Origin of the sequence: Pantoea sp. S61, assembly GCF_016625145.1 — a bacterium.
In the GTDB taxonomy this organism is placed as follows: domain Bacteria; phylum Pseudomonadota; class Gammaproteobacteria; order Enterobacterales; family Enterobacteriaceae; genus Pantoea; species Pantoea rwandensis_B.
The window spans coordinates 123,876-137,218 of record NZ_JACVUO010000004.1 but is presented as its reverse complement, the minus strand read 5'-3'; the positions used below and the strand labels follow the sequence as shown (position 1 = coordinate 137,218).

At 54.7% G+C, this 13,343-nt stretch carries 14 protein-coding genes; 5 read left to right on the top strand and 9 right to left on the bottom strand.

The window, feature by feature from the left end; all coding sequences use genetic code 11:
* Positions 1 to 27: 27 nt before the first annotated feature.
* From nusB to nrdR, 4 genes are all read right to left on the bottom strand, one after another.
* Positions 28 to 447, bottom strand: a complete 420-nt coding sequence (gene nusB, locus IAE30_RS10850; RefSeq protein ID WP_038648596.1) for a transcription antitermination factor NusB — start codon at positions 445 to 447, stop codon at positions 28 to 30.
* A gap of 19 nt (positions 448 to 466) precedes the next feature.
* Positions 467 to 937 carry a 6,7-dimethyl-8-ribityllumazine synthase gene (gene ribE, locus IAE30_RS10845; protein ID WP_038648599.1) on the bottom strand — a complete coding sequence of 157 codons (471 nt, stop codon included), beginning with the start codon at positions 935 to 937 and terminating at the stop codon, positions 467 to 469.
* 93 nt (positions 938 to 1,030) lie between these two features.
* Positions 1,031 to 2,134 carry a bifunctional diaminohydroxyphosphoribosylaminopyrimidine deaminase/5-amino-6-(5-phosphoribosylamino)uracil reductase RibD gene (ribD, locus tag IAE30_RS10840; protein WP_200679594.1) on the bottom strand — a complete coding sequence of 368 codons (1,104 nt, stop codon included), beginning with the start codon at positions 2,132 to 2,134 and terminating at the stop codon, positions 1,031 to 1,033.
* Positions 2,135 to 2,137: 3 nt separating this feature from the next.
* Positions 2,138 to 2,587 carry a transcriptional regulator NrdR gene (gene nrdR, locus IAE30_RS10835; protein ID WP_034831027.1) on the bottom strand — a complete coding sequence of 150 codons (450 nt, stop codon included), beginning with the start codon at positions 2,585 to 2,587 and terminating at the stop codon, positions 2,138 to 2,140.
* A gap of 172 nt (positions 2,588 to 2,759) precedes the next feature.
* On the opposite strand from nrdR, the gene lysM reads away from it, so the two are divergent.
* Both lysM and IAE30_RS10825 read left to right on the top strand, forming a co-directional pair.
* On the top strand, positions 2,760 to 3,197 hold the full coding sequence (lysM, locus tag IAE30_RS10830) for a peptidoglycan-binding protein LysM (RefSeq protein WP_038648604.1): 438 nt from the start codon (positions 2,760 to 2,762) through the stop codon (positions 3,195 to 3,197).
* Positions 3,198 to 3,212: 15 nt separating this feature from the next.
* Positions 3,213 to 3,776, top strand: a complete 564-nt coding sequence (locus IAE30_RS10825; protein ID WP_200679592.1) for a DUF3251 domain-containing protein — start codon at positions 3,213 to 3,215, stop codon at positions 3,774 to 3,776.
* Positions 3,777 to 3,835: 59 nt separating this feature from the next.
* On the opposite strand, the gene secF is transcribed toward IAE30_RS10825, so the two are convergent.
* The 5 genes from secF to queA are packed head-to-tail and all read right to left on the bottom strand — an operon-like array spanning position 3,836 to position 9,279.
* Positions 3,836 to 4,804, bottom strand: a complete 969-nt coding sequence (gene secF / locus IAE30_RS10820; protein WP_038648607.1) for a protein translocase subunit SecF — start codon at positions 4,802 to 4,804, stop codon at positions 3,836 to 3,838.
* Positions 4,805 to 4,814: 10 nt separating this feature from the next.
* Complete coding sequence (gene secD / locus IAE30_RS10815) at positions 4,815 to 6,662, bottom strand: protein translocase subunit SecD (protein WP_071845629.1); 1,848 nt, start codon at positions 6,660 to 6,662, stop codon at positions 4,815 to 4,817.
* A gap of 25 nt (positions 6,663 to 6,687) precedes the next feature.
* Entirely contained in the window at positions 6,688 to 7,020 is a 333-nt protein-coding gene (yajC, locus tag IAE30_RS10810) for a preprotein translocase subunit YajC (protein WP_034831018.1), read from the bottom strand.
* A 25-nt stretch (positions 7,021 to 7,045) separates the two neighbouring features.
* Entirely contained in the window at positions 7,046 to 8,170 is a 1,125-nt protein-coding gene (gene tgt, locus IAE30_RS10805) for a tRNA guanosine(34) transglycosylase Tgt (protein WP_038648613.1), read from the bottom strand.
* A gap of 38 nt (positions 8,171 to 8,208) precedes the next feature.
* Positions 8,209 to 9,279, bottom strand: a complete 1,071-nt coding sequence (gene queA, locus IAE30_RS10800; protein ID WP_058961447.1) for a tRNA preQ1(34) S-adenosylmethionine ribosyltransferase-isomerase QueA — start codon at positions 9,277 to 9,279, stop codon at positions 8,209 to 8,211.
* Positions 9,280 to 9,509: 230 nt separating this feature from the next.
* On the opposite strand from queA, the gene IAE30_RS10795 reads away from it, so the two are divergent.
* The 3 genes from IAE30_RS10795 to IAE30_RS10785 all read left to right on the top strand — a co-directional run bounded on the left by IAE30_RS10795 (position 9,510) and on the right by IAE30_RS10785 (position 13,300).
* The gene (locus IAE30_RS10795; protein ID WP_038648617.1) at positions 9,510 to 10,091 is read left to right on the top strand and encodes an ACP phosphodiesterase; all 582 of its coding nucleotides are present in this window, start codon (positions 9,510 to 9,512) and stop codon (positions 10,089 to 10,091) included.
* A 164-nt stretch (positions 10,092 to 10,255) separates the two neighbouring features.
* Positions 10,256 to 11,065 (top strand): inositol monophosphatase, encoded by an 810-nt coding sequence (locus IAE30_RS10790; RefSeq protein ID WP_200679591.1) that lies wholly within the window; start codon positions 10,256 to 10,258, stop codon positions 11,063 to 11,065.
* A 282-nt stretch (positions 11,066 to 11,347) separates the two neighbouring features.
* Entirely contained in the window at positions 11,348 to 13,300 is a 1,953-nt protein-coding gene (locus IAE30_RS10785) for an acyltransferase family protein (RefSeq protein WP_200679590.1), read from the top strand.
* The last annotated feature ends 43 nt before the right edge of the window (positions 13,301 to 13,343 follow it).

Below are 13,343 nucleotides of genomic sequence, written 5' to 3'. Positions count from 1 at the left end.
AAAGGCCGGTAAACCGGCCTTTCGCATTTATTTTTTGTTGGGTCGAATTTGTGGGGCTGCTTTATCCAGCACGCCGTTGACAAACTTGTGGCTGTCTTCGGCGCCAAACACTTTGGCCAGTTCGATGCCTTCGTTGATGGCCACTTTATAAGGCACATCAGAACGTTTGCTCAGCTCATACAGCGAAAGACGCAGAATGGCTTTCTCAACCTGTCCCAGCTCTTCCAGCTGACGTGACAGGTAAGGCTTCATCAGACCGTCCAGGTACGCGCTGTTAGTCGCCACACCGGCCAGCAATTCGCGGAAATAGCTAATATCGACGTCTTTGACGTCTTGTTCCGCCAGAAACTGGTATTCCACATCGGCAATGTCGTTGTTCGACAGCTGCCAGGAGTAAAGCGCCTGGACAGCGCACTCACGGGCGCGACGACGAGCAGCAGGTTTCACAAAATTCCCCTTCCAAAAATCAGGCTTTGATGGCTTTCAATACGTTAATCATTTCGAGTGCAGTCAGGGCCGCTTCGGCGCCTTTATTACCTGCTTTGGTGCCGGCGCGTTCAATCGCCTGCTCGATGTTTTCGGTGGTTAACACGCCGAAAGTCACCGGAATTTCGCTGGTCATCGCCACGTTGGCAATGCCAGAGCTGGCTTCACCTGCCACATATTCGAAGTGGGCGGTGCCGCCACGGATCACGGTTCCCAGTGCCACGATTGCGTCGTGCTTACCGGCTTTTGCCAGTGCGCGCGCTGCCAGAGGCAGTTCGTAAGCGCCTGGAACCCAGACCACAGTGATGTTTTCTGCTTTAACCTGGCCAATACGTTTCAGCGCATCGACCGCGCCATCCAGCAGGCTGTCATTAATGAAGTTGTTAAAACGCGCAATGACGATGGCAATGTTAGCATCAGGCGCGGCAACAGGAGCTTCGATAACTTTCATACATATCCTTTGGGTGTTTGATTTATGGCCCCGCAGAAGGGGGCGGATTCTATCATACTCTTCGACAACGCGCTCAGGCTTTTCAGTCGGTGCTTAAGCGGGCGTCAGGGTCAGTCGCAGGTCTGCGCCAACCTTGCGTACGTCACTAAACTTCAGCGCTGGCGCATCGGACAATTGTTCCAGTCCAGGCAGTTCACACAGGCCGCGCGCCGCATTGCCCAGCAGCTTTGGCGCCACGTAGACAATCAGCTCATCGACCAAGCCAGCCTGTAACAGCGCTCCCGCCAGACTGGCGCCGGCTTCAACCCACACCGTGTTAATCTGACGCTGGCCGAGCAACATCATCATCGCCACCAGATCCAGTTGTTCTCCGCGCAGCGGCACCGCAATCTGGCTGACACTTTCCGGCCAGGCGTGCTGATCGGCTTCAGTACGCATCAGCCAGGTTTCGCCAGGTTGTGCGATCAGACGGTGCTGTGGCGTGACGCGCTGCTGGCTGTCGATCACTACCCGCACCGGTTGGCGCAGCGTGGCTTCATCGAGTTGCTGACGCACATCCGCGTTAAGCTCATTCCAGCGGACGGTCAGTGAGGGATCATCCGCCAGCACAGTGGCACTGGAGGTAAGAATAGCCGAACTCTGGGCACGTAATTGTTGCACATCGCGCCTTGCCGCCGCCGAGGTTATCCACTGACTTTCGCCACTGGCCATCGCGGTGCGACCATCAAGGGATGCGCCGAGTTTGAGCTGAATCCACGGGAAGCCGGTACGCATACGTTTCAGAAAACCACGATTCAATGCTTCCGCTTCGCTCATCATTAAACCGTGGCTGACTTCAATGCCGGCCTGCTGCAAGCGATACAGTCCACGCCCCGCCACTTGCGGGTTTGGGTCTTGCATTGCCGCTACCACGCGGATGACACCCGCGGCAATCAACGCATCGCAGCACGGCGGTGTTCGACCATGATGGCTGCAGGGTTCCAGCGTGACGAAGGCCGTCGCGCCTTTGGCTTTTGCTCCGGCCATGCGCAGCGCGTGCACTTCAGCATGCGGCTCACCGGCGCGGTGATGCCAGCCTTCGCCGACAATCTCGCCGTCGCGCACAATCACGCAGCCAACGTTAGGATTTGGTGTGGTGGTAAAACGTCCGCGACGCGCCAGTTCCAGCGCGCGCGCCATGTAGCGTTCGTCAGTCATGGCTTAGTCCTGTAAGCGGGCGATCTCTTCGCCAAAATCACGGATATCTTCGAAGCTGCGATACACCGAAGCAAAGCGGATGTAGGCAACTTTATCGAGCTTCTTCAACTCTTCCATCACCAGATTGCCGACCAGCTTGCTGGGGATTTCGCGCTCACCCGTAGCACGTAGCTGGGTTTTAATGTGGTTCACCGCGTTATCAACGGCGTCAGCGCTCACAGGACGTTTCTCCAGCGCCTTCATCATGCCGCTGGCAAGCTTATCTTCGTTAAAGGGTTCACGCACATCGTTGCTTTTCACCACGCGCGGCATGACTAATTCAGCCACTTCAAAGGTGGTAAAACGCTCATGACACACCAGACACTGGCGGCGGCGACGCACCGAAGAACCTTCACTGACCAGACGTGAGTCGATGACTTTGGTGTCCACAGCGGAGCAGAAGGGGCAATGCATGACGTTTCCTGTCGCGAGATAAATAGGCCACACAGTGTAGCGCGATCTCGGGAGCAACTGAATACACGAGACCGAATCACCGCCCGGCTCACAGACGCAGTACGCGCTCCGCTGTAAACCTTAAAAGCCACTAAGCTTAAACAGCCAATCCGGCATATTTGCAGGAGGTCACATGGGTCTGTTCAATTTCGTGAAAGAAGCAGGTGAAAAGCTATGGGATGCCGTCACCGGCGCTGACGATCCCAGCAAAAAATTACAGGATCACATTAACCAGCTCGGCTTACCTGATAGCGACAAAGTTAAAGTCGATGTGCAAGGCGATACCGTTACTGTGAGCGGTGATGGCATCTCGCAGGAGTTGAAAGAGAAAATCCTGGTTGCCGCCGGTAACGTGGCAGGGATTACCAAGGTCGATGACAAGGTCACCGTCTCCGACAGTGCGCCAGAAGCGGATTTCTATACGGTGAAAAAAGGCGACACCCTAAGCGCGATTTCCAAACAGGTTTACGGGAATCCTAATGAATACAACAAGATTTTCGCAGCAAACAAGCCAATGCTGACGCATCCTGATAAGATCTACCCAGGCCAGGTATTACGTATTCCGAAATAACAGAAAGGACAATGCATGACGATCAGGACGTTTTGGGCACCCGCCGCACTTTCGCTGCTGGTGCTCAGTGGTTGTAGTTCAACGCCGACTTCACCGCAGGTCAAAGAGTTACATCAGGAAGTCAGCCAGCTTAACCAGCAGATGCGCAAACTCACCAATCAGGCAACGGCGCTGGAGATTCAGGGGCAACTTAATGGGCAGTCAACCCAGGGGGCATGGTTGCTACCGCAAGCCAATACGCCCGTCGAGTTACAGACGCAGGTGGGCAAATTGCACCTGTCACTGTCTCGCGTCGAGGGGGAAGCCAGTGGTAGTCGCGCCAACCTGAATATCCGTTCCACCGATGACCAGCCGATCCCCGCGCTGAGCGCCACCGTGGTGTGGGGTGAGCTGGATCCCGCCAGTGGCAAACCGCTGAATGCGGAGAGTCTGAGCCAGACCATTCAGGTTGAGGCGAGTCTGATGCCACGCAGTTCGGTGGCGGTGCCGCTGCGCCTGAGCGGACTGACGCCGGAGCAACTCGGCTATGTGCGCGTGCATGATGTGCAGAGTGCAACTGCCACCAAAACGGCGCCCTGATCAGCAGGCATAAAAAAACGGGCTGCCCTCGGGCAGCCCGTTTCATTTCATCGGCAGAATTAAGGCAGGATCGAAGGCTGATCTGCGCCCTCTTTCTCGACTTTCTGCACCAGCATGTGTTCACGCTTCATACCCAGTTTCAGCGCCAGAGCAGAAGAAACATAGATAGATGAAACGGTACCGATGGTGACACCGATCAGCATGGTCAGCGAGAAGCCTTTCAGCAGCGCGCCACCAAAGATGAAGAGAATCAAAATCATCGCCAACGTGGTCAGCGAGGTGATCAAGGTACGGCTCAACGTCTGGGTCAGCGACACGTTAGTAATATCGTAGGAAGAACCGCGACGAATTTTGCGGAAGTTCTCACGAATACGGTCGGAAACCACGATTTTATCGTTAAGCGAGTAACCAATCACCGACATCAGCGACGCGACAATGGTCAGGTCGATCTCGATGTGCGACAACGCCAGAATGCCACAGGTGATGATCACGTCGTGCGCCAGTGCCAGCACGGTGCCCAGCGCCAGGCGCCACTCAAAGCGGAAGCCGATATAGATCAGAATCGCAATCAGTGCCGACAGCAGCGCCATCGCACCGGCTTGCGCCAGATCGCTACCCACGCTCGGGCCGACGAACTCAATGCGCTTCACGGTCGCGTTTTGCTGCGTCGTCTCATTGATGGAGGTCACGACTTTGTTGCCCAGTTCCTGACCTGCTGCACCAGTGGCTGGTGGCATACGCACCATCACGTCACGGCTGCTGCCAAAGTTCTGCACCAACGGCTCCTGGAAGCCTGCTTTCACCAAACCTTCACGCAGTGCGTCCAGATCGGCCGGTTTTTCCAGGTTAATCTCAATCACCGTCCCGCCGGTAAAGTCGAGGCCCCAGTTGAAGCCACGCACGCCGATAATGGCGATAGACGCCACAATCAGTAAACCAGAGATGATGAAAGCCAGCGTATCCCAGCGCATAAAGTCAACGACCTTACGCCCGTGGTTTAGCTGCTCAATACTATATTCCTGTGCCACAACGCACTCCTCAGATGGACAGCTTGTTGATGCGTTTGCCGCCGTAAACCAGGTTAACGATGGCACGGGTGCCGACGATAGCGGTGAACATTGAGGTCGCGATACCGATAGCAGTGGTAATCGCAAAGCCTTTAATGGAGCCGGTACCGACCGCATAAAGAATGATAACTTTGATCAGCGTGGTGACGTTGGCATCGACGATACTGGAGAAGGCGCCTTTGTAGCCCTCATGAATCGCCTGCTGTACCGAGCGTCCGTTACGCAGTTCTTCTTTAATACGTTCGTTAATCAACACGTTGGCATCGACAGCAACCGCCAGCGTCAACACGATACCGGCAATGCCCGGCATGGTGAGGGTCGCCCCCGGCAGCAGTGACATGATGCCGACAATCAGCACCAGGTTGCACAGCAGCGCGCTGGTCGCAATCAAACCAAACTTCTTGTAGAACACCACCATAAAGATGATGGAGGCGATCAGACCCCACAAGCAGGCTTCGAGACCCTGAGTGATGTTCTGCTGACCCATGGTTGGACCAATGGTACGCTCTTCCACAATCTGAATTGGCGCGATCAACGCACCGGCACGCAGCAGCAGCGAAAGCTGACGGGCTTCGTTCGGGTTGTTGATACCGGTGATACGGAAGCTGTTACCGAGGCGCGACTGGATGTTCGCCACGTTAATCACTTGCTCCTGTTTCACCAGGATAGCACGACCGTTCGCGTCTTTCTTACCGCTGTCCTTATACTCCACAAACAGGGTCGCCATCGCTTTACCGATGTTGTCCTTCGTGAAGTTCGACATCATGTTACCGCCCGCGCCATCCAGTGAAATATTCACCTGCGGCTGGTTGTACTCGTCCATGCTGGACGTCGAATCGGTAATATGGTCACCGGTCAGAATCACACGCTTGTACAGCACCACTGGCTGGCCTTCACGCGTCTCTTTCACTTCCGAATCACCCGGCACACGGCCACTCGCCGCGGCAGTTGGATCAACGGTGGTGTTCACCAGACGGAATTCCAGGGTCGCAGTAGCACCCAGAATCTCTTTGGCACGCGCCGTGTCCTGAATACCCGGCAGCTCCACCACGATGCGGTCAGAACCCTGACGCTGCACCAGTGGCTCGGCAACGCCAAGCTGGTTGACACGGTTACGCAGGATATTGATGTTCTGCTGTACCGCATACTCACGGGCTTCACTCAGACGCGCATCGGTCATCACCGCACGCAGCGTATCGCTGCCGACGCTGGAGATCACCAGATCGCGATGACGCGGTGACAGGTAGCTGATCGCAGCATCACGGCTGGCGCCGTCGCGGAAACGCACTTCTACACCGTAGTTAGCGATTTTATTGACGTTGGTATACGGGATGCTTTTGTCGCGCAGGTCACTGCGCAGGCCATCGGCATTCTGCTCTTGCAGCTTGCCCAGAGCGGTATCCATATCCACTTCCATCAGGAAGTGTACGCCGCCACGCAGATCAAGACCGAGTTTCATCGGCTGTGCAGCCAGCATGGTCAGCCAGCGCGGGGTTGCCGGCGCGAGGTTGAGTGCCACAACATAGTTGTCGCCCAACGCGGTAGTGATGGCATCACGCGCGCGCAGCTGCGCATCCTGATTGTCAAAACGGGCCAGAATGGCGCCATTTTCCAGAGCGAGGGATTTGCTCTGGATATTATCTTGTTTTAATAAAGTCTGGACCTGATCCAACGTCTGTTCACTGGCGGCGCCACCGCGCGCACCAGTGATCTGAACGGCCGGATCCTCTCCATAAAGGTTAGGAAGCGCATAGAGCAGGCCGACGAGAATCACGACGACCAGCATGATGTACTTCCACAAAGGATAACGGTTTAACACGGCAGTTCCCTTCGGGAAGAAAAAATTACAGCGCCTTCATAGTACCTTTCGGCAGAACGGCGGCCACGAAATCACGTTTTACAACTACTTCAGTGGTGTCGTTCAGGGCGATAGAAACGTAGCCGTTGTCAGCCACTTTGGTCACACGACCTACCAGGCCACCGCTGGTCAACACTTCATCACCTTTAGAGATGGAATCCATCAGCTTCTTGTGATCTTTAGAACGTTTCTGCTGCGGGCGCAGAATCATGAAATAGAAGATCAGACCAAACACCACCAGCATGATCACCAGAGAATAAGGACTTCCCTGAGACGGAGCGCCTGCTGCGGCAACGGCGTCAGAAATGAAAAAGCTCATTAAATTTCCCTCATTGATAGAATTATCAGACGTTTAACGGTGGAACCGCTTTACCCGTCCGTTGGTAGAACTCGCTAACAAAGTGCTCTAATTTACCCTCTTCGATGGCCTTACGTAAACCCGCCATCAGACGCTGGTAATAGCGCAGATTGTGAATCGTATTCAGACGTGCGCCCAGTATTTCGTTACAACGATCAAGATGATACAAGTAGGCGCGGCTATAATTGCGACAGGTGTAACAATCACACTCCGCATCCAGCGTTGCCGTGTCATCTTTATACCTGGCGTTACGGATTTTCACCACGCCATCGGTCACAAACAGGTGACCATTACGCGCATTACGCGTTGGCATGACGCAGTCAAACATATCGATACCGCGGCGAACGCCTTCCACCAGATCTTCTGGCTTGCCGACGCCCATCAAATAACGCGGTTTATCTTGCGGAATTTGCGGACAGACGTGTTCCAGGATTCGGTGCATGTCCTCTTTAGGCTCACCCACCGCCAGGCCGCCCACAGCGTACCCATCAAAGCCGATATCTACCAGACCTTTAACCGAGACATCTCGTAAATCTTCGTAAACACCGCCCTGAATAATGCCGAACAGCGCGTTTTTATTACCGAGTGAATCGAAGCGATCGCGGCTACGCTGTGCCCAACGCAGTGACATCTCCATGGAACGCTTGGCGTAATCCCAGTCAGCTGGATACGGCGTACATTCGTCGAAAATCATCACCACGTCTGAACCGAGATCGTACTGAATTTCCATCGATTTTTCCGGATCGAGGAAAATCGGGTCGCCGTTGATCGGGTTACGGAAATGCACGCCCGCTTCAGTGATCTTACGGATGTCACCGAGGCTGAACACCTGGAAGCCGCCGGAGTCAGTGAGGATCGGTCCCTGCCAGTTCATGAAATCGTGCAGGTCACCGTGCAGTTTCATGATCTCCTGGCCCGGACGCAGCCACAGGTGGAAGGTGTTACCGAGCAGGATCTGCGCACCGGTGTCTTTCACTTCTTCCGGCGTCATGCCCTTCACGGTGCCGTAAGTGCCCACAGGCATAAATGCTGGAGTTTCCACGACACCGCGATCGAACACCAAACGGCCACGGCGTGCGCGTCCGTCGGTGGTATCTAATTCAAATTTCACATTAACCTCATTAGATAATCAGAGAAACAGTCTGATTATTAAGCTCCAACCACTTCGTCAGGAGCCTGTGGATTACGGGTGATGTACATGGCATCCCCGTAGCTAAAGAAACGGTACTGCTCTGCCACCGCGCTTTGATAAGCCGCCATGGTATTTTTGTAACCGGCAAATGCCGACACCAGCATAATCAGCGTCGATTCCGGCAGATGGAAGTTGGTGATCAGCGCATCAATCACCTGATAGTGATAGCCCGGATAAATGAAGATCTGGGTGTCGTCGAAGAAGGGCGCAATCAGCGCATCCTGAGCCGCCTGCGCCGCGCTCTCCAGAGAACGCACGGAGGTGGTGCCAACCGCGACCACTTTGTTGCCGCGCGCTTTACACGCCAGCACGGCATCCACCACATCCTGCGGCACTTCGGCATACTCAGAGTGCATGATGTGGTCGTTAATGTTCTCGACGCGCACCGGCTGGAAGGTACCTGCGCCAACGTGCAGCGTGACAAACGCCATTTCGATGCCTTTGGCGCGCAGCGCATCCAGCAGCGGTTCGTCAAAATGCAAACCGGCGGTCGGTGCGGCTACCGCCCCCGGACGCGCGCTGTAAACGGTTTGATAAAGTTCACGGTCCGCTTCTTCGTCCGGACGATCAATATACGGCGGCAACGGCATATGGCCGACGCTGTTCAGGATATCCAGCACTGCGCGATCGTCGGCAAATTCGATCTCAAACAGCGTATCGTGACGCGCGACCATGGTGGCTTTGACGCTTTCGTCATCGCCCAGCAGCAGCTCTGCACCCGGCTTCGGCGCTTTCGAGGCACGCACATGCGCCAGCACGCGTTTGTCATCCAGCATGCGCTCCACCAGCATCTCGATTTTGCCGCCACTGGCTTTTCGGCCGAAGACACGCGCCGGGATCACACGGGTATTGTTAAACACCAGCAGGTCGCCCGGATTGAGTTTATCCAGTACGTCGGTAAACACTTCATGGCTTAACGCCCCACTTGGGCCATCCAGCGCCAGCAAGCGGCAACCGCTGCGCTGCGCCTGCGGATAGTGGGCGATCAAAGATTCTGGCAACTCAAAAGCAAAATCGGCTACACGCATGCATCACTTCTTTCAGGACTCAAAAAACAGGCGGCATAGTTTAGCGGAAAAGCGGGAAATTCTGAACAACTGGCTGCATCTCTGTGCTGCTGCCTTTACACAACATCATTCGAGGTACAGAAAGGTGGCAAATGGGAGCAGCACGATGTGCTCACTTTAGTCAGTGATGCAGGTGAGCGAGAGCAGCCAACGCACCTGTAACTTGAAGTATGACGTGTATATAATGCGCCATGAACTTTCTCGCTCACCTCCACCTCGCACAGCTGGCAAACAGCTCCCTGCTGGGCAATCTGATGGCCGACTTCGTGCGCGGCAATGTGCAGTCACAATGGCCGGCACCGGTTGTGGCGGGTATCGCCATGCATCGCCGCGTCGATGTTTTGACCGACAGCCTGCCGGAAGTGCGTGAAGCACGGCAATTTTTCCGGGCCGAAACGCGCCGCGTTGCACCGATTACCCTGGACGTCATCTGGGATCACTTCCTGGCCCTGCACTGGGATAGATTGCATCCCACGCAATCGCTAGTGGACTTCACCGCATCAGCTGAGCGTGAAATTATGCCGCAGTTGCCGGGCACGCCAGAGGGGTTTATCGAGCTGAATGCGGTGATGTGGCGCGAGCGCTGGTTTGAGCACTATGCTGAACCCGCGCGATTGGCTCGCGTGCTTAATGGTATGGCACATCGCCGCCCGCGTCTGGCCGCACTGCGCGACTCCTATCAGGATTTTGTCGATCATTATCAGCAACTTGAACCGCTGTTCTTCCAGTTCTATCCGCGCCTGATGGACGCTGCGCGCCACCAGCAGCTCTAAACCCGCTTTTTTTCACAATCCCTGCATTTCCGCCTCTTGCCAGCCGCAGTCATCTGCGGCTTAATGAAACCTTTCTTAACTTTTGTTAAGTAGGTCACACCGCCAGGTCGCCTTTTTCGGCGTTTTTTGTCACTTCGTTTGCCAGAAAATGATAAGAGGGAAAGATGTCATCAGCTACGCTAACCGAACTTGACGCGCGTTATCACTTTGCCTGTGATGTCGCTAAAACTGCAGCCAGCCGCGCTTTATCCTGGTATCAGCAGCGTCATCAACTGGTGATTGAGCATAAAAAGGATTTACAGGATGTGGTCAGCGAAGCGGACCGCAACGTGGAAGAACTGGTCAAGCATCTGATTCGCGAGCGCTTTCCCGATGATGCCGTATTGGGTGAAGAGAGCGGCGGCGATACCGCAGGCGCGCGCTTTATCTGGGTGATCGATCCCATTGACGGTACCAGTAACTTCCTGAATGGATTACATAACTGGTGCGTGTCACTGGCGATAGTTTGTGAAAATGAGCCGGTAATTGGCGTGGTCTGCGATCCCAACCATCATGAAACCTTCCACGCCTGCCGTGGTAAAGGCGCATGGGTTAACGAAAAACGTATTCAGGCGCACAGCGCACAGCAGCTTAATCAGGGCGTGCTCGGCATTAGCAGTTCCAACAGCCAACCCGTGGAGCCATTGACGGCGTTTATTGGTGGATTGCTGTCACAGGGTGGCATGTTCATCCGTAATGGTTCCGGCGCATTAATGAGTGCCTGGGCCGCCGCCGGTCGTTTAATTGGTTATTACGAAGCTCACATGAATCCGTGGGACGGGTTACCCGGTATTGTGTTGATGCGTGAGGCCGGAGGCATGACCAATGATTATCTTGGTCACAATGGTCTGCAGCAGGGCAATCCTGTGCTGCTCGCCAATACGGTTCTCTACCCCCAGCTCAAAGCGCTGTTACCCGCGCATATTAGCCTGTAGCTGATTTACCACATCATAAAAGATAAGCCTGAAGGATAATCCAGGCTTATCTTTTCGCTGTTTATGCTTCAGCCCGGCAAATATAAATCACACCCTATAGTGCGATTATTCTAATTTTCTTGCGCCCTGATATTTAGCGGCTAAAAGCGCGTATTCTGTCAGCGTCAATCATCCCTTGTAATACACATTTTTCTCCTTTGTAATTTTTTTCGGCGACAGGATGCGCCGATTTATTTTTTCTGGAACGCATAACCATCCTTATCCTAACTTCTGGGTTAAATTATGACTGCGAATGCCTCTCACCGCTATCGGGCGGATATTGACGGCCTGCGCGCCGTTGCCATAATTCTGGTGGTGCTTTTTCATTCCGGCGTTAACTCGCTGCAGGGCGGTTTTATTGGTGTCGACCTTTTCTTTGTTATTTCCGGTTTTCTGATCGGCGGCATTATCAGCAAAGAAATATCCGAGGGTCGCTTCTCATTTTATCAATTCTATTTGCGCCGCATTCGACGTATCGCCCCTGCGTTATTTTTCATGATGACGATATTGCTGCTACTGGGCTTTACCCTGCTCTCACCACTGGAGTTCAGCCAGCTAGCCAAATACAGCCTGTCGGTATTTATCGCCGTACCCAATATGCTGTTACTCAAGAGCGGCGACTATTTTAGTACCGATTCCGATTTAAATCCTCTGCTCATGACCTGGTCATTGGGAATAGAAGAACAGTTCTATATTGTGCTGCCCTTCATTCTGCTTTTGGCCGTACGACTCAAACGTTCGATGCGCTCTGTAGTACTGATACTGAGTGTGATCTCTTTGGTGGCCTGTATCGGGATCACACCGTTTGCCACCACCCACGCCTTTTATCTGTTGCCAACCCGCGCCTGGGAACTCGGTGCCGGTGTGCTGCTGGCGCTGTGGAAACCACAACCGCTCACTGGCCGAGCGGCCAGCCTGCTCAATTTACTGGGCTGGTTGATGATAATCTCCGCCAGCCTGTTGCTCAGTAGCCATAGCCAATTTCCGGGCTGGTTGGCGATCATTCCCGTGCTGGCGGGTTGCCTGATGATCGGTGCGCGCAGCGAGCTTAACCAGTTACTGTTAGAAAATCCGCTGATGCGCTTTATCGGCAAGATCTCTTATTCCTGGTACCTGTGGCACTGGCCGCTGCTGAGTCTGGCGCGCATCTGTAGCGATCATCCCCTTACCGTCTGGCAAGGTCTGATGATCAGCGGCACAGCGCTGGGTCTGGCCTGGTTTTCGTGGCGCTTTGTCGAGCAGCCCTTCCGCCAGACGCGCACGGGTACGCGTTGGGTGATCCCCGGCTACTGTGCCTCATCCCTGATTGCGGCGGGCGCGATGCTGCTGTTGTGGCAAACCGGGGGCATGAAATCGCGGGTTAGTGAACTCGTCGTCAATGCGGACAGCTGGAAAATTTCGGCGCAGCGTAATCCGTGCTTGCTTGATTACGGGGCAAACCTGCCCTCCGGGCATGAGGAGTGTCATCCAAACACCGATCGCCCCGGTATCGCCTTAATTGGCGACAGCCACGCTGCCGCACTGCGTGCTTCGGTGTCGGGCTATGCACAACGTCAGCATAAACCGCTATATCAACTTACCAAAGCTTCCTGTCCGTTTCTGATTGGTGCCACGCGCGTGGTGAGCCAAATGCCACATCATGCGCAGCAATGCATCACCTTTAATCAGGAAGTACTGAAGATGGTGCTGAGCGACAAGGTGGACGAAGTGGTGATCAGCGCCTATTGGGCATCGGGTATGAGCCTGTTACCCGGTGCTGGCTTCCGCGAAACCGGCCATCCCGAGAAGAGTAACCTGGAGGCGTTGCAAGCGGGTATGGATCGCGTGGTGGCACAGCTGACTCAGGCGGGAAAAAAGGTCACGGTCATTGAGGATGCCCCCTCAGTGGATGTCGACCCACTCCGCTACAGCAATAACCGTAACATCCCGATTCGTCGCGAACTGAGCGCCTGGCTGAGCAAGTGGGAAGCCCCGCCGCTGCTCTCCGAGCGCACCCGATTGTTCCAGTTCCCGGAAGAGGCCGTGGAGAAATTATTGCAGCGCTATAAGCAACAAGGCGTACGCGTGCTATCACTGCGAGAGAATCTGTGTAATGAACAGGGCTGTTTGATCACCAGCGGAGGATTGCCGCTCTATTATGACGACAATCACCTGAGTCCGGCGGGCGGCGAGATTGCGTTGGGGAGCAATTGGTAGTTGCGCTACGGTCTGAAACGTTGAGCACGTTTACCCTGCTCAA

What these genes read in the sequence shown, in the direction of transcription:
- ribE (WP_038648599.1), bottom strand. Translation starts at nt 937, where the DNA reads ATGAAAGTTATCGAAGCTCCTGTTGCCGCGCCTGATGCTAACATTGCC.
- ribD (WP_200679594.1), bottom strand. Translation starts at nt 2,134, where the DNA reads ATGACTGACGAACGCTACATGGCGCGCGCGCTGGAACTGGCGCGTCGC.
- nrdR (WP_034831027.1), bottom strand. Translation starts at nt 2,587, where the DNA reads ATGCATTGCCCCTTCTGCTCCGCTGTGGACACCAAAGTCATCGACTCA.
- lysM (WP_038648604.1), top strand. Translation starts at nt 2,760, where the DNA reads ATGGGTCTGTTCAATTTCGTGAAAGAAGCAGGTGAAAAGCTATGGGAT.
- IAE30_RS10825 (WP_200679592.1), top strand. Translation starts at nt 3,213, where the DNA reads ATGACGATCAGGACGTTTTGGGCACCCGCCGCACTTTCGCTGCTGGTG.
- yajC (WP_034831018.1), bottom strand. Translation starts at nt 7,020, where the DNA reads ATGAGCTTTTTCATTTCTGACGCCGTTGCCGCAGCAGGCGCTCCGTCT.
- queA (WP_058961447.1), bottom strand. Translation starts at nt 9,279, where the DNA reads ATGCGTGTAGCCGATTTTGCTTTTGAGTTGCCAGAATCTTTGATCGCC.
- IAE30_RS10795 (WP_038648617.1), top strand. Translation starts at nt 9,510, where the DNA reads ATGAACTTTCTCGCTCACCTCCACCTCGCACAGCTGGCAAACAGCTCC.
- IAE30_RS10790 (WP_200679591.1), top strand. Translation starts at nt 10,256, where the DNA reads ATGTCATCAGCTACGCTAACCGAACTTGACGCGCGTTATCACTTTGCC.
- IAE30_RS10785 (WP_200679590.1), top strand. Translation starts at nt 11,348, where the DNA reads ATGACTGCGAATGCCTCTCACCGCTATCGGGCGGATATTGACGGCCTG.